Genomic DNA, 17,781 nt, shown 5'->3' on the forward strand with positions numbered 1-17,781 from the left:
CCACACGCCTCTGCCCATCCCCCGTCTCCCCAGCCTCACGCTCCGTAATCACTCATACTTCGCCACCGTCGGCTCCGGGATCGCTTCCAGCAGCCGGCCGACGATGCCCACGGAGTCGACTCCCTCAGCCTGTGCTTGGAAGTTGCAAGAGAGGCGGTGCCGGAGGACCGGGACGGCGACGCGGCGGATGTCGTCCAGCGTGACGGCGGGGCGGCCGTCCATCGCGGCGATCGCCTTGCCGCCGGTGATCAAGAACTGCCCCGCCCGCGGACCGGCTCCCCAGTCGACGAGTTCCTTGACGAACTTCGGCGCCGACGGGTCGCTCGGTCGCGTCCCTCGCACCAATCGGGCGACGTAATTGATGATCAATGGCGTCGCCTCGATCATGCTGATCTGCCGCTGCAGGTAGGTGATCGATTTCGCCGACAGCACCTTGCGGACGTCGGGCTTCACACCCTTGGTTGTCGCCGCGAGGATCGCCTCCTCTTCGTCGAGCGACGGGTAATCGACCTTCACGTTGAACATGAATCGGTCGAGCTGCGCCTCCGGCAGCGGATACGTGCCCTCTTGCTCGATCGGGTTCTGCGTCGCAATCACGAAAAACGGCTCGGGCAGGTCGAACGTCTCTCGACCGACCGAGACTTCCCGCTCCTGCATCGACTGCAGCAGTGCCGCCTGCGTCTTCGGCGGCGTCCGGTTGATTTCGTCGGCGAGTAAGATGTTCGTGAAGACCGGGCCCTCGACAAACCGGAATTCCCGGCCGCCATCCTCGTGCTCTTCCAGCACATTTGTGCCGGTGATGTCGGACGGCATCAGGTCGGGGGTGAACTGAATTCGCTTGAACTTCACGTCGAGAATCTGAGCGATCGTGCTGACAATCAGCGTCTTCGCCAGCCCCGGCACCCCCTCCAACAGGCAGTGCCCGTTGGTGAAGATCGCCGCGAAAATCTGCTCGATCACGTCGTCCTGCCCGATGATCACCTTGTGCAGCTCTTCGACCATCAAATTGCGATGGTTGTTGAACTTGTTCAGGAACTCATCGAAGTCGCGCTTTTCGGCTGCCAAAGCTCTCTCCGTTCATGATGCAGCATACAAGCCCGAGGCGCAAGCCGTCGGGAAAATCGCTGGTTGATCGACCACCGGCTTGCGCCTCTGGCTAATATTGAAATCACTTCTAGTCTAGCCGCGCCGCTCGAGAAAGGTACGGCAGCCCCGCCCGCGCGAACACCGGCCGCCCATTGGAACAGGCCTCGTGCCCCGATACGATACAGCAAGTCACATCTTGCCCAGGGGCGTCTTGGCATCTCTGCCGAATCGACTCGGCAAAGCGGCAACCCGCATTCCGGAAGGCTTCGATCATGCGGCACGGCTTCACACTGCTGCTCAGCTTCGCGGTTTGCGTCGGCACCACGTCACCGACCCCAGCACAGGATCTCTCTTCGAAAGAGGTGCTCGAGTCGATCGACCGGGGCGTCAAGTTCCTGCTCAACGAGCAAAATGCCAACGGCTCGTGGACCGCTTCGAACGATCAATTCGAAGTGGGAGTGACGAGCCTGAGCGTCCTCGCGCTGATCAACTCCGGCAAAAAGACCGATGATCCGGCGGTTCGCAAAGGGATCGCCTTTTTGCGGAAAAACTCCTCCCCCAAGCTGACTTACGAAATTTCGCTGCTGATCATGGCTCTCGCCGCCGCCAAGGACGGGCAGCGAGACCTCGTCACGATTCGTAATCTCGCCGATGATCTCGAACGCGGCCAGATCGTGCAGGGTCAGGGCCGGGGATCGTGGACCTACTCAGTGCAGAACGGCTTACTCAACCTCGGCGGAGATCGCAGCAACGGCCAATATGCGGTCCTCGGTCTTCGCGAAGCGGTCTATTCCGGCGTCCCGGTCGACCGCAAGGTGTGGGACCGCGTCCGGCAGCATTGGCTCGCCAGCCAGAACCGCGACGGCGGATGGGGCTACACCGGCTTGGGCGGCGGAACGAGCCTCGGGAGCATGACGGTTGCCGGCATCGCCACGTTGTCGATCGTGCAATCGGTGATGGCCGAAGATGAGCTCAATGCCGACGGCAACCCCGTTTGCTGCGGCGGCGACGGGGCCGACGAAGAGATCGACGAGGCGCTCGCCCGGGCCGATCGCTGGATGCAGCGCCGATTCTCGGTCAAAAGCAATCCCGGTTCGCCGCAGTGGTTGCTCTATTATCTGTATGGCTTAGAACGAGCCGGCCGACTTAGTGGGAAGCGGTTTTTTGGAGAGCACGACTGGTATCGCGAAGGGGCCGACTTCCTCTTAAGGGGGCAATCGAACACATTCGGTTATTGGAAAGGCAACGGCGGCACCGAAGCCGACCCGGTCGTCGGCACGGCCTTCTCGCTCCTGTTTCTCTCCAAGGGTCTTGCACCAGTCTTAATCAATAAATTGGAATACGGGCCGAACGATCCAGTCGGAGCGGACGATCGAGCCTGGACTCGCTACGAGAACGACGCCCGAAATTTAACAGAGCATGTCAGCGGGTTGGAACGATGGCCGAAGTTATTGACGTGGCAGGTGGTCGACTTAGAAAAGGCGACAAAGAGCAATGACGTGGCGGCACTATTGCAAGCCCCGGTCCTGTATTTTAGCGGTGATCAGCCGATCGAAATGACCGAGGCAGAAATTAAACTTCTGCGCCGGTATGTTGATCTCGGTGGATTTATCTTCGCGGTTAATAATTGCAAGTCAAAAGGGTTCGAGAAGAGCGTTGTCGAACTCGTTCTGCAAATGTATCCCGATGATGACCTCGACCTGCGTCGGTTGGAGCAGGACCACCCGATCTTTCGCGCCGAATATCGGCTCGATTCCCGCAATGTCGAGCTGCACGGCGTCGACGTCGGCTGCCGCACCTCAATCGTCTATAGTCCCGACGATCTCTCCTGTTTATGGGATCGCTGGCTGCCGGTCGATCCGCCGGGGCGCTCGCCCAAACTCGTCGGGCAAATCGCCCGCAAGATGCGAATTGGCGTAAATGTCCTCGCCTATGCCACCGGCCGGGAGCCGCCCGCGAAGCTCGACGTGGAGACCCCCGAAGACGACGCCGAGGATGACACGACCATTAAGCGCGGCCTCCTCGAAATCGCCAAGCTGAAGCACGGCGGCTCTTGGGACGTCGCCCCGCGGGCCCTTAAGAATCTGCTCAGAGCCTTAAACGAAAAGGCCGGTCTGGCCGCGTCGACGAAGCCGAACGAACTCGTCGCGACCGATCCCGACCTCTACCAATACCCGCTGATTTACATGCACGGCCGCACGGGCTTCAGTATGGACGAGGCCGAACACGATCGATTGCGAACCTACCTCGATCGCGGCGGCGTCCTGTTCGCCGATTCCTGCTGCGGGGCGAAAGAATTCGACCGCGCCTTTCGGAAATTTATTAAAGAACTATACCCCGGCCGGGAACTTGCGGCGATCCCCACCGACCACGAACTCTTTGACAATAAGATCGGCAGTGACCTGTCGAAAGTACGCCGCCGCGGCCCCCAGGCCGATGACCCCGACGCCCCGCTCGACGGCGAAGTCATCGTCGGCCCGCCGGTCCTCGAAGGGATCGAAATCGACGACCGCCTCGTCGTGATCTACAGCAAATACGACATTAGCTGCGCGCTGGAAAAGCAGTCTTCCGCCGCCTGCGTGGGATACCTCGCCGAAGATGCCTTAAAGATCGCAATTAATATCGTGCGGTATTCGCTCTTGCAGGACTTGGGTGGGATTCGGTTGGGAGGGAATGGCCAATGAATCGACGTAAGGGGTTGGCATGAGGTCATCGCCGAGAATGTGGGTTCGGTCGACGCTCATCGCTGCGGTCGGATGCTCCTATATTGGGTTCGCGATTCCGGGGATATACACCACCTATTCCCGACAGAAGGCCGTCCAATCGATCAAGAAAATCGATGGCTACGTCGGGCAGGACTGGAAATGGCGCGAACTGCAGCAGCGACTGGGGTTTAGGTCCCACGGAGGCCGAGTCCTTTGGTGGCCGGCGCGAATCACGAACCTTCGTCTCCCGATTATTTTAAGAGGGCGGGGAGGCGAACGCATCGTCCCCGGGGGCACAGACGACGAGCGCAAAAAGGCTGCGTTCTCGCTGCTCGCGGCCATCGGAAAATTGGAATCATACAAGATTGATCTGGCGAGATGCGGGCTGCGTGACGAGTCCTTGCGTTTGGTAAATTGGCCTCACGTCAGCGTCTTGAACTTGGACCACAATCCGGTCAATGGGGCATTTTTGAGAGAGGCCTCGGACCTGAGGCAAATTTGGAGAATTAGTCTTCGCGACACGCTAATAAACGATGAAGCCATCGATACTCTGATTCGCCGGGCACCAGCTCTAAAAATGATTGACGTGAGCGACACTTCCGTATCGTCCGAGGCGATCGCGAAGCTTATTCGCCGGACCTCTATCCGAACCCTCTTAATCTCTGCAGATCAGATCACTCCGGCAGTCGTCAAGGCGGCTAGAGAAACGCAGCGACCGCTCGACTATTGGGTCGTCGCTCCCGACCGGCTCTTGGAACGAACAGGGGGAACCGACTTTGCAGTTTTCCCCGGCAAACTTTCCACAGGGTACGACAAGCTCGAAGTATCAACTGACGGTGTGCGAATTGTTCCGGCCCTGCTGGTGACAGCGGCTCAATTAGCCACAATCGCGGATACGTTTTAGGCGTTTCGGTAGTTTCATCGGCTGACTTCAATATTCGTCCCACCCAATAGCCCCAACGGTGCCGCGGCGACTGCCGTGTGAAGTGCCGTGAATGCGGCGACAACGCTGAACCAGGCGGGGTCGTCTGTCATGAGTTGGCTCAATTGCCGCGGGAGGTGGTCTTCGGCTGTGGCTGCAAGAATGAGCGGCAGCGGGATTAGGACACCTATCCCACCCATTAAAATCGCCGTCCAGCGAATCGCCTTGTCGCTGGCCCTGAGATGCTCATCACCCCGCGTGTAGATGCAGCCTGCGGCGAAGCCGATCGTTCCGTTGGCGACCGCACCGAACGCGCACGTCAGTCCGATCACTAAGGGCAGGTTGTCCTCCTGCGTCCACACAACGTATGGGACGATCATCGCAAAGGCGAAGTGCGCGGCACCAACGCCCGTGACAGCGAATAGTAGCGTTCGCAACGTCCAATGCGATACGCGTCTCGCAAAGCAGATCGACAGCAGCAGGCAGTAGAGCAGGGCGGGAGGCGTTAAGAATTCGATTTGGAAGAAATTTGACGTGAACCACAGCACGTAAATCATGAGGCCGCCGGCTACAAAACCAAGCCCGGCGGCACGGACGTAGGGAATGGGAGACGTCGGGATTGTGTAAGGCGGCATTAGTTTCAATCATTAGCTGTGTTAAGAAGTGCGATGTTGAATTGTCATCGCGGCGGTCGTGAGAGAACAGGCAGCGCCCATATCGCCCGGTCGCCGAGGTCGCCGCCGTCACCGAAATCGGTGATTAATTCCAATCGCCGGACTCCGGAAAGATCGATCGGGCCAACCGACACAGTTTGGCCTCGCTTTGAAATTAAGTCGCTGCGATAGAGTTCGCGCTCATCGCCCCGCACGATGAATTCGACACTGGCATTCGGCCCCGCCGACCGCTCAAGACCAATTGTCGCGGTGAATGTCGAATAGGTGCCATCCACACCCCAAACAATCGTCGATCGGCTTCCCGTGATGATGCCGAATGGGACGATCTGCTCGCCGATGTGTAATCGCTCGCCGGCGAAATTGCGATTGGCCTGCGGTTTTAACGTCGGACCCAAGAGCCGTTCGTGGCTTGATTCGGCGAATTTCCAACCTTGAAGCGTTTTTAATTTGAGATCCTCTAAGTCCGATGGCGAACCCTTTCGGTCCGTCATGGTAAGAAGAGTTCGATTGGGGCCGAAGAACTCGATCTTCGATAATCCGTTCGGTAATAGTGTCAGCGTCGCTTGATCATCAAAACGCGGCGAAATTCGATAGCTGTTGTCGTCCAACGTAACTGATGTGGTGACAAGGACGCCTCCATTTCTCAGCGTGAGGTATGCCCACTGATCGACCGGCTTGAGGTCGCGGCGCAAAACGGGAGCCGGTTCGAATAGGGCGATATCGGACGGCGCGAAAGAAATTGTTTCGTCATTAACTTCGATCATGACGCTGCCAGAGCCCCAATCCATCAGCCGACCGGCATAAGTGAGACCGGAGGTGAGCTGAAGCCGGTCTTCGTAAGGTTTGACCTCAGCAAACAGTGCTGTTGCGTCTTCGCGAGGTCGATTCGAACGGAGGGAGACAACCGTGTCGAGGGGAATCGAGATCGCCTGCTCTCCGCCGACACACAGCGTTCCGCTTAATGAATCATCGGCGATCGTCAGCCGGCTGAGCGGCAGCCGACTCTGGTCGACTAAGTCAATCCACCATTGGCCCGGTGCTGCAAAGTCTTTGCTGGTCGGAAAGGAGAGAGAACTGATATTCTCCCGCAGTATTAAATTCTCCCCCACGGCGATGGCTTGATCATCGAGCGACTTGAGTTTTCCGCTGTAAGTGACTCCATCCGTGGTGGTCAACGTGACCTCCGGCAGCTCAGCTTCGTCAGCAATCGCAAAGTTAAAATTACCTGAAATTAATATTAGCGCGACACTTGCGGCCCTTGAAAGTCCAAGACGGTGGCATGGTTGTTTATTCGGCCGACATCGAATTCCTCGAGTCGGCGGAAAAAAGTATTGACGTAACGAAGGGGCTCTCATCATCGCTCGAACAATGGCAGGAGGTCGTTCGGCATTTGCAGGACGATTAAAGCCATCGCGGTGGAGTATTCTGGGCAAACAGTTTGTGAAAGCCATTGTCCACTTTCTCGTTGGCGATCGATTAAATCACTTCGAATCGCGGGATACCACTTCGTCCATTGCTTTTTGCCGGCCCACCACATCGACTGAGCGGCGTAATAATGTCCGTAATAATAATAGGGCGGGTCGGTTGGTTGGTCCGAGAGCGGGCGATATTGGCTGATGAAATTTAAGGCCGCCTTAAATTCGTCCTGACGATCGGTTCCCGCGCTGAATAACGTTGCACAAGCCGCGGCCGAACGAGCAAACTGGCTGGGATCATCCCGCTCGGGCTGATATCGAAAACCGCCGTCTTCATTGCGGCAGGAGAGGACGTAGCCCACGCCCTTTTCAATCGTATCTTTCGGTACCGCGATTCCGACGTCCCGGGCAGCTCGTAGCGCCGTGAGTTGACACGTCGTGACAGAGATATCGGCCTCCTTGCGATTCGGCTGATAGCGCCATCCTCCTTGATCGGTCTGCGCATCGATAATGAGCCTCACCCCGTCGGAAATCGCCTCCCGGATTAATTGATTGTCCTTCGCCTCGCCATAAATTTGAGTCAGAAACACGATGGCGAAGCCGTGATCATACATCGGACCTTGAGCGACGTATTTCGGATTGGAGATCAACCCTCCGGCCCGTCGTTGCGAGAGGACATATTGGAGGGCGTTTTCAACTGCTTCGCCTTCCGGCCCGCCGCCCGGAAGGTGCCCACCCGAGAGCATCGAAAGCCCGCACAACGACGTCACCGCCACGCTGCGGTCGAAGACGCGCCCCGAGCCGAAAGAACCGTCTTTGTGCTGCTGCCGGAGCAGCCAACCCGTGCCGCGGGAGATGGCGGTCTTCGGAACCGACAAGTCCGCGCTGTCGTCTGCCGCCGCAGGAATACCGACGGCAACCGTCGCAACTGCAACCGCAATGATTCGCGACGCGATTTGAGCTGAACTCGACCGGAGGGTCGCATTCAGCGAAGCAGGCCGGTTCGTCGGAAGCGAGTCGCTACCGCACCGAATTGTCGTAGCGATAGTCCGACAGCGGCAGCGAATTCGACTGAGGCGCCACCGGCCCGAGGATGTCAGTCCCAGTGAGTCGCCGCTGGTCGCCGTAGGTGCTCTGGAAGTCACGGGGTCGCGAATCCGTGTCGGGGCCGATCGACTGATCGGGGAACGGGTCGAATCGCTGCAGCGACTGCCGCTCGACCGGATCGGGCGGCAGGCCGACGCTCGGAAGCCGCGTTTTCGCTGCATTGAAGCAGCCCGTGGCCGATACAGCCAAAGCGGCCAAGCCCGCTGCAGTGATGAGTCGCCGAATTGGTTTCATCTGGTCGAATCCGTGACAAATTGCGGCCTTCGTGGCACAGCTCAAATTTAGCAGGCGGGGCGGCCTTGAGATAGGGCGAATCAGAGCCGAGACCACGGTCGACCGAATTCGAAAGCCCGATCGATCGCTGTCGCCATTTGACTCGCGGGGCCGGTGGCGTTCCGGGGTTTCGGAAAGTAGCATCACCAAACCGCTCCGCCCCGCAATTTTGACCCGTTCTCCACTCGATGAGGTAGCGGCCGATGGCCCGACCCCGCGTCTGCATTCTTCGCGCTCCCGGCACCAATTGTGATGTCGAAACTGCTTACGCTTTCGACAGTTGCGGCGGAAGCAGCGAGCGTCTGCATGTCGCCGCGATACTGGAATCGCCTCGGCGGTTGCTCGATTTCGAGGTGCTTTGCATCCCGGGCGGCTTCAGCTACGGCGATGACATCGGGGCAGGAGTCATTTTCTCTGAGAAGCTCAAGGGCGAACTCGCCCCGATTGTGCAAGAGTTCCTCGACGGCGATCGGCTGATTCTCGGGATTTGCAACGGATTTCAGGTACTGATTCGATCGGGGTTGCTCCCCGGTGGAGCGGGCGCGGTCGGGGAAGATGGCCGGGCCACAACGACGCTGGCGTGGAATGACAACGGGCGATTTGTCGATCGGTGGGTGCGTCTGGCCGTCGTCTCGGATCACAACGTTTTTCTTCGGGGCCTCCAAGATTTCGAGGTTCCGATCGCCCACGCTGAGGGCCGACTGTGTTTGGCCGACGAATCGGTTCTCTCAACATGGAAAGAGCACGGCCAAGCCGCGCTCTGTTATGCCCCGCGGAATGAAGCCGATTTGCCGGACGATCCGCTGACCGCCTCCGTGCCAGAACCCGACAATCCCAACGGCTCATTCGCCAATCTCGCCGGATTGAGCGATCCAACGGGACGAGTCCTCGGGCTAATGCCGCACCCGGAACGGTTCCTGTTCGCAACGCAACATCCCCAGTGGACACGCAAGAACTTGCAGGGCCACGGCGCCGGGCGAAAGATTTTCGAAAATGCGATCAGCTACTTCGAATAGCTTAATCCTTCTGCACATAGTATTGCCGACGGTAGTCTCCTTGACGGGCTGACGGCTTGTCTCCTGTTTCACACTCCTCGCTTCTTCGCCTGCGACATGTCGATTCCCGAATTTAGCGTTCGCAATAGTGTCTTGGTCAACATGCTGATGTTGTTGACGCTGATCGGCGGCGTCATTTTCGCGTTGACGCTCGTGAAAGAAATGTTCCCGGAGATTCGGCCGAATCGCATCAGCATTTCCGCGGTGTACCGCGGTGTTCAGCCTGCCGAAATGGAAAAGGCGATCACGATTAAGGTCGAAGAGGCGGTGCGCGACGTTGAAGGGGTCGAAAAGGTATCCTCGACCGTCTCAGAAGGCATCTCGTCCACCGTCGTGACGTTGCTGCAGGAAGTCGACGATACCGACGCGGCCATGCAGCTTATTAAGAATCGGGTCGACGCGCTCGAGGATCTGCCCGACGATCTCGACAAGATCACCGTCGACAAGATGGAGCCGAAACTGCCGGTCATTATCGTCGCGATGTTCGGCGACGGCAGCGAAACAGAATTAAAACAAGCCGCGCGGGATTTGCGTGATGAATTGCTTCGGCTTCCCGGAGTGAGCGAAATTGAACTCGGCGGAACGCGCGACGATGAAATCAGCATCGAAGTTCGCCCTGAAAAATTAATCGAATACGACGTCACGTTCGACGAAGTCGCCGACGCGATCAGTCGCACGAATCTCGACGTTTCCGGTGGGCAACTCGAAGGAGTCCGCACTCGAACCGCAGTTCGTACTCTTGGGGAACGAACGCGGGGCCGCGACCTCGAAGACCTCGTTGTGCGGACCGAACTGGACGGACGAAAAATCTACTTACGCGACGTCGCAAAAATCATTGATGGATTTATCGACTCGGATCTCGAAAGTTATTTCAACGGTCGACGAGCCGCCAATTGTACCGTCTATAAAACGAAGTCGCAGGATGCGATTCAAATCTCGCGGTTGGTGAAAGCCTATGTCGCCGGGCAAATGGACCAGCCTTTCGATCCTTACGGATTTGCGAAAGCGGCCGAGGCCGCTTGGTATGCAAAGCCGGTCGCCTATTTCACGGCACTCTCCGACTATCTGGTCATTAAGATCGGCGGCTTGCCTGACCCGGGCGAAGTTTATGAACAAAGCCGTCGCAATCCGCCGCGACACGGTTTCGATCTCGCGCTTCACAACGATCTCGCCCGCTTTGTTGAAGGCCGGCTCGACCTGCTGACCCGCAATGGACTGCAGGGCCTCGTGCTGGTGGTGATCTCCCTGAACCTGTTCTTGAACTGGCGCGTCGCATTCTGGGCGGCGATCGGCCTGCCGGTTTCGTTTCTCGGCACATTTATCGTGATGTGGTTGTTCGGAGTCTCGATCAACCTTCTGAGCATGTTCGGGTTGATTATTGTGCTCGGGATTATTGTCGATGACGCGATCGTGATCGGCGAGAATATCTATCGGCACGTGGAAGAGGGAATGCCCGCGATGCGGGCCGCCGTGGTCGGGGCCGAAGAAGTCATGTGGCCGGTCATCACCGCGGTCACAACGACCGTGGCCGCCTTTGCCCCGCTCTTTGCGATCGGTGGGCAGATCGGCACGTTCATGGGTCAGTTGCCGCTCGTGGTGATTGCGGCGCTATCGGTCTCACTGGTCGAAGCGATCATTATTCTGCCGAGCCACCTCTCCCATTTTCCCGACAAACAGGAAATTGAACGGCAGCGGATTAAGCGCCGACAGTGGTGGGTCACCCGCAAGCTCGATGCGTTGCAGGATGCCCGCGACCGATTTATTCAAAACGTATTGATGACCTCTTACGAACGCCTACTTCGCTTCGCACTGAGGTGGCGCTACGTGACCGTGGCGACCTGCATGGCCACGGTCGTCGCGACATGCGGTCTCGTCGCGGGAGAGATTGTGCCCTTCGTATTCGTCCAAAAGATGGACAGCGAATCGCTCATCTGTGAGTTGGAATTGCCCGTCGGCACACCCAGTGATCGCGTCCGCCGCGTGACCGATCGCATCAGTGAATTCGCCAAAGAGCAGCCGGAAGTCGTCAACATTCAAGCTTACGTCGGCGAAATCTACGACATCGGCGGAGCGGGCGCGACGGGCGTCTCGCAGCAATCCCACCGGGGACAATTGATCATTGAATTAATGGCGGCCGATCAACGTGATCGCGCCGGGGGGCGATCGAGTGAAGGCGTGCTCGTCGAATTTCGTGAATTCTCTCGCCAGCTGAAAGGAATTAATTCCATTAAATGGTCGGCGATGTCGGGCGGGCCGGGCGGAAATGATATTGAAATTAATGTGACGGGTCCCGACTTCGCCGAAAATGTCCTCGTCGCCGATCAATTGAAGCAGGAACTTGCCCAATTCGAAGGGACCTATGACCTCGACGACAATCATGATGAGGGTAAGCGAGAGGTTCGGCTGCGGCTGCGTGATTCCGCAAGATCGACCGGCATCACGACCGCCGACCTGGGCTCTCACGTGCGGTCGGCCACGTTCGGCCGTGAAGCGTTGCGGGTCACGCGGAACCGCGAAGATGTTCGCATCATGGTCCGGTATCCGGAACGATTTCGCGAAGACATCTCGAATATTGAAACGATGTACCTTCCTTCGCCCGGCGGAAGCGGAATGCGGTCGTGGGTACCGCTTCCGGCGGTGGCCGAAGTTACAATGTCCGAAAGCGATACCGTGATCCATCGCGCCGATCAACAGCGCTCGGTCACGGTCACCGGCAGTGTGAACGACGAGGTCGCCAAGTCATCGGAAATCCTGGCCGCGGTGGCTGAGGAGTTCGATGAAACCATGCGGCCCGACCATCCCTCGGTCCGCCTCGAATTTCGAGGAAAGATGGAAGAGCAGGGGAAAGCATTTGCCGGCTTGAGAGTAGCCGGGCCGGTCGCGCTGCTGTCGATTTACATGCTATTGGCGGGGTTGTTTCGCTCTTACGTGCAGCCACTGGTCGTAATGACGGCGATTCCGTTCGGGATCGAAGGCGCCATTCTGGGCCACTGGATCACCGGCAATCCGCTGACGATTCTCAGTTGCATCGGGTTGGTCGCCCTCTCCGGGATTTTAGTCAACGATTCACTCGTGCTGGTTGACTTCATTAACGCTCGAGTCCGTGCTGGATTGAGTCCTTTCGAAGCGAGCGTGCAAGGGGCTAAGCTCCGATTGCGAGCCATTTTGCTTACCACTTTAACGACCGCCGCCGGCCTGACGCCGTTAATGTTCGAGACCAGCTTTCAGGCCAAGTTCTTAATTCCCATGGCAGTCACCCTGACGTACGGCCTCATCTTCGCCACCGCTCTGACCCTAATTATCGTTCCCGCGATGAACATGATCGCCGAAGACCTCTTCGGCGGCATGATGGCATCCGGCGAGGTGGAAGATGTGGGTGCCCAGCAGGAGAAGCCTGTCGCCGTTTGATTATCGCGACGATTAAGGCAGCCCTCGAATCGTGCTAATCGCGCTTGTGTCCTTCAGCCTCAACGACTTCTGGGCTGCCGTCGTCCGCGTGGCTTGCTTCCTGTTCATCGCGAACCGCGGCTGCTCGGTCGATCAAATATTTGCCGATTATGGCAAAAAATATCGGGACCAGCATCGCTCCGACCGCATAGCCGACGAAGGCGGGTGAATCAACGGGCGGCCGACCTTCGACGTTATTAAAGATAATGTTGCAAGCGCTCACGCATCCCAGCCCGGCCAGGGTCAAGAACGCATAACCTGCCCATCGCATTTTGTGTCTCCAAGTTTGTTGTCGATTGATTCCGTTGAGGGATAGTGCGGTTGGTCGCAGCTTGAGACTGGCCCGACGTCGTGTACTGACCGCCGACCGATGAATAGTGGCGATTTGCGGTGTGATGCCCATTTGCGGTGAGATGCCCGTGGTAAGACTGAAATTCTCTTTCCTGGGCAGGGCTTGGGGGTTGTGCCGATAGGATAACGCCGCACAACTCGATACGTCATCTCGAAAATCGGAGTGCCAAACGTCGGTGTTGGCGAAGCCTCAGCCCGTCGCGGCATGTTTGGTCCTGCGAATCGGTGCGGAAAATATCACAAAATGCCGATTTCAGGACTCGCAGAGTGGAAAAATCGGTGGTACTCTTCTGCACAGCAGTGACATTGCTGCTGATTTCACCTTACGTCGCGGAATTCAGGGATGGTTCCGGCCCGAATGGTGCGACCAATTCGAGCGACCAATGATGGTCTCGCCCCAATTATGAATTCGAAAGGCTTTCGATGTCTCGTTTTTCAGCCCGTCTGATTCGCCTGAGCCTGACTTGCGGCGTCCTTGCTTTACTCACGCCGACTGCTCACGCGCAGGACGGTGCTGATGCCCCAATCGATCCGGAATTCTTGGAGATTCAGCGGCTCTTCAATTCGATCGAGTGGACCTACGGCCCGGCGACTGCCCCGATCGGCGATAATGCGTCGATCGAGCTTACCGAAGGTTATCAAATTACCGGCTCGGCTGGTTCGCAGGCGTGGAACAAGATTACGCAGAACCCGCCGGACAGCACGGTTGCCACCTTGATGCCGTCCGACGATGAATCGAGCTGGTTCATCGCATTCGAGTTCGAAGACTCCGGCTACGTCAAAGACGACGAGGCAGCAGACCTCGATGCCGATGCCATTTTGAAGTCGATGCAGCAGGGCACCGAAGCCTCGAATAAGTACCGTCAGCAACAGGGTTGGGGTGCGATTCATGTCGACGGCTGGATCGTAGAGCCGACCTACGACGAGGAAACCAATCACCTCGTATGGGCGACCGATCTGCGGGCGGACGATGGCGGACGAAGCGCGAATTACAGCATTCGGCTGCTCGGGCGCCGCGGCGTGATGAACGCTATTCTGGTTTGCGATCCGGAAAAGATGTCGGAAATTCTGCCCAAAGTGAACCAACTGCTCGAAGGATTCGAATACAACGATGGCGAGCGATACGCCCAATGGACGACCGGTGACAAGGTTGCCGCTTATGGGCTGACCGGCTTGATCACCGGCGGCGCATTCGTGGCGGCTGCCAAGACTGGCCTGCTCGCCAAGTTGGGGATGTTGCTCGCCAAAGGCGGCAAAGCGATCGTCTTTGTGATTCTGGCCATTGGAGCGGGAATTTATAAGCTCTTTGGTGGACGAAGCAGCCAAGCTTCGTAGCGAAGTTCTGCTCACTCGGCACTGCTGCGATGTCGATCGAAATCGAAGCCTCGGAATGGCATTCATTCCGAGGCTTTTTCTCGATTACGCATCCTCGCAACGTCGAAGCGAGTCGATCAGAATGACCGTCCTGATCACAATTCTCTTCCTGCGACGTAGCTGCATCGGATGGACTTCTATCGGCTCAGTGATACTGAACTCATTCTGCTGATCCTGGCAGCGCTCTATTTATTTGAGTGCGTGCTGTGGCTGGCTCCCGGAAAATCAATCTTCGGAGCCTCGTTCGGTCGCCCGCGCTGCCGAGTGGCTCACTCCGCGCTCAGCAATGACCGTGGAAGTTTCGTACTGCTCGGCCTCGCCCCGTGGTCAAAGGAATTCATCGTTGATGCCACCTCCATTCGAGATGCGGACGCCGCATTCGATGTCGAAGCCGCGCGGGAGCGTTATCAAGAAATTCGACGGGTCACCGGGTCACTCGGTTTTCTCTGCACGTTGCAATTCTCCCTCGTATTCATCCTCGGCCCCGTCTTACTTTATGACCCGAAAGTTGTGATCGGCGGGCGGACCGTATGGGCTTATCTTCTCTTATGCCTGTGCTATTGGTTGTTCATTATTGGGCTGTATTGGCTGGCGCATCGGTCGCTCTATCGAGAGAAAATGGGAGAGCGTTGGAAGAAGACGCTCATGATGCTTTGCTCGCCGGGGACAGCGATGCGGGCGGCGACGAACGTGGGGATGAATGCGTTCGACGGCTTTCATCCGTTGACCGTGGCGTGCGCGATCTGCGATCCGCGTGAATTCCAGAAACAGGCGGCCGAGGCCATCCGATTTGCCTATTTTCCTGCCGAGGCCGAAGAGGCAGACTGTCCCGCCACCTTCCGTGATTTGCTTGAAGCGGTTGCACGGTTGGGCGGCGTCGATCCTGCTGACGTCTTAAAGCAACCGATGGCTGACCCCGATGCCCTCGCTTGGTGCAGGCGCTGCAATGGCCAATCGACGACGCACGATGAAACCTGCCCGAACTGCGGCAGCCGCCACATGGTTGAGTTCGAGACGCCGGACGATACGCCGGTGGGTGACTTGGCTAAGGCTTGAACTATCGAATCTGGTCGGTGGTGCCGCTACTCCATCAGCGAGTCGGCGACATCGGCTTGATAGGCTCGCAGCCCGGGTAGGAAGCCTGCGAGGACCGCGATCACGACCAAGGCCGGGATGATATAGAGTTCGAGTGGGTCAAACGCGAGCGGGTCGATTAAGAGGTCGGTCATATCGCTGATCTTCGACGCCGCAGCGACGACCAGGGCGTGTCCTAATGCGAGTCCGACGAGGCCGCCCCCGACGCACAGCAGCAGGGATTCAATTAAGATGATCGAGAAGACCGTTTCGCGGCGTGCGCCGAGCGCCCGCATGATAGCGATCTCACGCAGTCGTTCGGACATTGAATTATAGATACTGACGAAAATCCCGACGCCGGACACGATAAGGATGACAACCGTCAATGCGAGCAGTCCGTTGCGGACGTTTCCCACAATTTGCCGCTGAATCCGCGCGATTGGGCGGATCGGGTTGACCGCCTGCACTTTGTAGCCGCTATTTAATTGGGCGGCGAAAATCGGGACGGCGGCGGTCGCACCCCCGGTGGGCGAGCCGATTTTTACGAGAATGGAGGTGACTTCCTTTTGGATATCGGGAACCTCTTCTTCGTGAGCTCCATGATCGTGCCCGTGATCATGGTGGGCGTGGTCATGATGGGAATGGTCGTGGCGGCCGCCGTGTTTCTCGATTTCGGCTTCCATTTCGGGGCTGCCGTCGGCGAACGGCTCCAGACCATTAAATTCTCGCCAAGAGTTAATCGACTCTTCCATCGGCTTTTCGTGGCCGGAAATCAGATAGAAACCGTTGAGTTGCACGAAGGCGACCCGGTCGTTGGGCGTGCCGGTCGGGGCTAAGACCCCGACGATCGTAAATTCTTCATCGTGAACATGACCATCGGCCCCGCCGTGCACCATTTTAAACTTCGACCCGACCTTCCAACCGTTTTCGCGGGCGACGGTCGAACCGATCACCGCATCGAACGAATCGCGAAGGCCTCTGCCGTCGATGCGATAGGGCCGATCGGGGCCGTAGCCGAGTTTAAAGTAGCGAGATACCGTGCCGACGATCGGGAAGCTGCCCTCCTGTGTGACGTCACCAAACGCAACGGGCACGGCCTGTTCGATGAGCGGGTTCTCTTGCAGTTGCTTGTAATAAAGGAAGGGCAGATTCTCGACCGGCGCGCCGATGTGATAAATCGTGCTGAGGACGAGCTGAGTATCAGAACCTTTGGGGCCGATGATCAGGTCGAAGGCCGTCGATCGCTGCGAGAACGCCCGATTGATGACGCCGGCGATGAGCAGGACGGCCACCATCAGCATCACACCGAGCGCGACGCTCAGGCCGGTCAGCGAAGAAGCCAAGGCCCGTTGACGCAAACTCTTAATTGCGATCGAAAAGAGAGACATGGGAGCGGTGCGGGGTGAGAGGTGAGCGGTAAGAGTCGTGTGAATTAAGAGTTCGAGCCGTAGGGCCTCGAGCGATCATCGTGAAATTTGATAGGCCTTCAGCCGGCGAGACATCAACAATTCTTAGACGGCAGCTCCCAAGGGGGCCGCGGCCTTGTTGAAGTCGACCAGTTTTTCGACGCGGTCGAATTGTTCAGCGACGGCGGGAGCGTGCGTGACGAGCAGCAACGTGACGTTCTGCTCGCCGCAGGCGCTTCGAATGAGTTCGAGGACGTTCTGCTGATTGGCGGAGTCGACGTTCGCCGTCGGTTCGTCGGCGAGCATCAGCGAGGGGCTATTCGCCAGGGCCCGTGCGACCGCGACTCGCTGCCGTTCGCCCACGGAGAGTTGAGCGGGTTTATTGCCGAGGCGGTGACTCAGTCCGACACGCGAAAGCAGTTCGGTCGCCCGCGAACGATCCGACTTCCCGCCGGAAAAGCTCATCCCGAGCAGGACATTTTCCAAGGCGGTAAATGCCGGGAGCAGATTGAACGTTTGGAAGACGAAGCCAATACGCTCGGCCCGAAAGCGGTCTCGGGCTGGCTCCGAAAGTCGGCTCACATCGACGTTATCGATGAGCACCTGCCCGCTGTCCGGCGATCGGATTCCTGCGATGACGTTCAACAGCGTCGTCTTGCCACAACCGCTGGAGCCAAGCAGCACCGCCTGCTCACCACCCCGCATTTCGAATCGTTCAATATCGAGCACGGGGACGGGGGTGCCGTCCGGTTGGCGGTACGACTTTTTCAGATTCTCGATCAACAGCGACATCAATCACCTCCGTTGTGCGGTTCCCCCGACTACGTCGAACCGGGACGAGGTGTTGGCGAGTTATCTGTGATGTTCTGGCGAATCGCAAATGATCGCGGCG

At 58.0% G+C, this 17,781-nt stretch carries 14 protein-coding genes; 6 read left to right on the top strand and 8 right to left on the bottom strand.

The features are described 5' to 3' along the window. Positions 1-48: 48 nt before the first annotated feature. Positions 49-1,065, bottom strand: coding sequence for an AAA family ATPase (locus Pan189_RS06730; RefSeq protein ID WP_310821186.1), 1,017 nt, complete (start codon positions 1,063-1,065; stop codon positions 49-51). Positions 1,066-1,358: 293 nt separating this feature from the next. On the opposite strand from Pan189_RS06730, the gene Pan189_RS06735 reads away from it, so the two are divergent. Together Pan189_RS06735 and Pan189_RS06740 are read left to right on the top strand one after the other, a co-directional pair. Further along, positions 1,359-3,770, top strand: a complete 2,412-nt coding sequence (locus Pan189_RS06735) for a DUF4159 domain-containing protein (protein ID WP_145363180.1) — start codon at positions 1,359-1,361, stop codon at positions 3,768-3,770. Positions 3,771-3,807: 37 nt separating this feature from the next. Further along, a complete protein-coding gene (locus tag Pan189_RS06740) occupies positions 3,808-4,695 on the top strand; it encodes a leucine-rich repeat domain-containing protein (protein WP_310821187.1) in 888 nt (295 codons plus the stop codon). Positions 4,696-4,709: 14 nt separating this feature from the next. Here the strand turns inward: Pan189_RS06740 and Pan189_RS06745 are convergent, their stop codons facing one another. The 4 genes from Pan189_RS06745 to Pan189_RS21280 all read right to left on the bottom strand — a co-directional run bounded on the left by Pan189_RS06745 (position 4,710) and on the right by Pan189_RS21280 (position 8,143). Beyond that, positions 4,710-5,348 (bottom strand): hypothetical protein, encoded by a 639-nt coding sequence (locus Pan189_RS06745; RefSeq protein WP_145363182.1) that lies wholly within the window; start codon positions 5,346-5,348, stop codon positions 4,710-4,712. Between the two features lie 44 nt (positions 5,349-5,392). Next, positions 5,393-6,562, bottom strand: coding sequence for an NPCBM/NEW2 domain-containing protein (locus Pan189_RS06750; RefSeq protein WP_310821188.1), 1,170 nt, complete (start codon positions 6,560-6,562; stop codon positions 5,393-5,395). A gap of 179 nt (positions 6,563-6,741) precedes the next feature. Continuing rightward, positions 6,742-7,680 (bottom strand): prenyltransferase/squalene oxidase repeat-containing protein, encoded by a 939-nt coding sequence (locus tag Pan189_RS06755; RefSeq protein WP_310821189.1) that lies wholly within the window; start codon positions 7,678-7,680, stop codon positions 6,742-6,744. Positions 7,681-7,822: 142 nt separating this feature from the next. Further along, the gene (locus tag Pan189_RS21280) at positions 7,823-8,143 is read right to left on the bottom strand and encodes a hypothetical protein (protein WP_310821190.1); all 321 of its coding nucleotides are present in this window, start codon (positions 8,141-8,143) and stop codon (positions 7,823-7,825) included. Positions 8,144-8,385: 242 nt separating this feature from the next. Between Pan189_RS21280 and Pan189_RS06760 the strand changes: the two genes are divergently transcribed. Both Pan189_RS06760 and Pan189_RS06765 read left to right on the top strand, forming a co-directional pair. Next, a complete protein-coding gene (locus Pan189_RS06760) occupies positions 8,386-9,198 on the top strand; it encodes a phosphoribosylformylglycinamidine synthase subunit PurQ (protein WP_145363185.1) in 813 nt (270 codons plus the stop codon). A gap of 96 nt (positions 9,199-9,294) precedes the next feature. Next, complete coding sequence (locus Pan189_RS06765) at positions 9,295-12,645, top strand: efflux RND transporter permease subunit (protein ID WP_145363186.1); 3,351 nt, start codon at positions 9,295-9,297, stop codon at positions 12,643-12,645. Positions 12,646-12,679: 34 nt separating this feature from the next. On the opposite strand, the gene Pan189_RS06770 is transcribed toward Pan189_RS06765, so the two are convergent. Next, positions 12,680-12,955, bottom strand: coding sequence for a hypothetical protein (locus Pan189_RS06770; protein WP_145363187.1), 276 nt, complete (start codon positions 12,953-12,955; stop codon positions 12,680-12,682). Positions 12,956-13,458: 503 nt separating this feature from the next. Here Pan189_RS06770 and Pan189_RS06775 point away from each other — a divergent pair. Together Pan189_RS06775 and Pan189_RS06780 are read left to right on the top strand one after the other, a co-directional pair. Next, positions 13,459-14,370 (top strand): DUF2167 domain-containing protein, encoded by a 912-nt coding sequence (locus Pan189_RS06775; RefSeq protein WP_145363188.1) that lies wholly within the window; start codon positions 13,459-13,461, stop codon positions 14,368-14,370. Between the two features lie 168 nt (positions 14,371-14,538). After that, positions 14,539-15,465, top strand: coding sequence for a hypothetical protein (locus Pan189_RS06780; RefSeq protein ID WP_145363189.1), 927 nt, complete (start codon positions 14,539-14,541; stop codon positions 15,463-15,465). A gap of 26 nt (positions 15,466-15,491) precedes the next feature. Here Pan189_RS06780 and Pan189_RS06785 read toward each other — a convergent pair whose 3' ends face one another. Continuing rightward, positions 15,492-16,871 carry an ABC transporter permease gene (locus tag Pan189_RS06785; protein WP_145363190.1) on the bottom strand — a complete coding sequence of 460 codons (1,380 nt, stop codon included), beginning with the start codon at positions 16,869-16,871 and terminating at the stop codon, positions 15,492-15,494. Positions 16,872-16,994: 123 nt separating this feature from the next. Continuing rightward, positions 16,995-17,681 carry an ABC transporter ATP-binding protein gene (locus Pan189_RS06790; protein WP_145363191.1) on the bottom strand — a complete coding sequence of 229 codons (687 nt, stop codon included), beginning with the start codon at positions 17,679-17,681 and terminating at the stop codon, positions 16,995-16,997. Between the last annotated feature and the right edge of the window lie 100 nt (positions 17,682-17,781).

Origin of the sequence: Stratiformator vulcanicus, assembly GCF_007744515.1 — a bacterium.
Lineage (GTDB): Bacteria > Planctomycetota > Planctomycetia > Planctomycetales > Planctomycetaceae > Stratiformator > Stratiformator vulcanicus.

What these genes read in the sequence shown, in the direction of transcription:
- Pan189_RS06760 (WP_145363185.1), top strand. Translation starts at nt 8,386, where the DNA reads ATGGCCCGACCCCGCGTCTGCATTCTTCGCGCTCCCGGCACCAATTGT.
- Pan189_RS06790 (WP_145363191.1), bottom strand. Translation starts at nt 17,681, where the DNA reads ATGTCGCTGTTGATCGAGAATCTGAAAAAGTCGTACCGCCAACCGGAC.
- Pan189_RS06765 (WP_145363186.1), top strand. Translation starts at nt 9,295, where the DNA reads ATGTCGATTCCCGAATTTAGCGTTCGCAATAGTGTCTTGGTCAACATG.
- Pan189_RS06740 (WP_310821187.1), top strand. Translation starts at nt 3,808, where the DNA reads ATGTGGGTTCGGTCGACGCTCATCGCTGCGGTCGGATGCTCCTATATT.
- Pan189_RS06780 (WP_145363189.1), top strand. Translation starts at nt 14,539, where the DNA reads ATGGACTTCTATCGGCTCAGTGATACTGAACTCATTCTGCTGATCCTG.
- Pan189_RS06770 (WP_145363187.1), bottom strand. Translation starts at nt 12,955, where the DNA reads ATGCGATGGGCAGGTTATGCGTTCTTGACCCTGGCCGGGCTGGGATGC.
- Pan189_RS21280 (WP_310821190.1), bottom strand. Translation starts at nt 8,143, where the DNA reads ATGAAACCAATTCGGCGACTCATCACTGCAGCGGGCTTGGCCGCTTTG.
- Pan189_RS06745 (WP_145363182.1), bottom strand. Translation starts at nt 5,348, where the DNA reads ATGCCGCCTTACACAATCCCGACGTCTCCCATTCCCTACGTCCGTGCC.
- Pan189_RS06775 (WP_145363188.1), top strand. Translation starts at nt 13,459, where the DNA reads ATGTCTCGTTTTTCAGCCCGTCTGATTCGCCTGAGCCTGACTTGCGGC.
- Pan189_RS06735 (WP_145363180.1), top strand. Translation starts at nt 1,359, where the DNA reads ATGCGGCACGGCTTCACACTGCTGCTCAGCTTCGCGGTTTGCGTCGGC.
- Pan189_RS06785 (WP_145363190.1), bottom strand. Translation starts at nt 16,871, where the DNA reads ATGTCTCTCTTTTCGATCGCAATTAAGAGTTTGCGTCAACGGGCCTTG.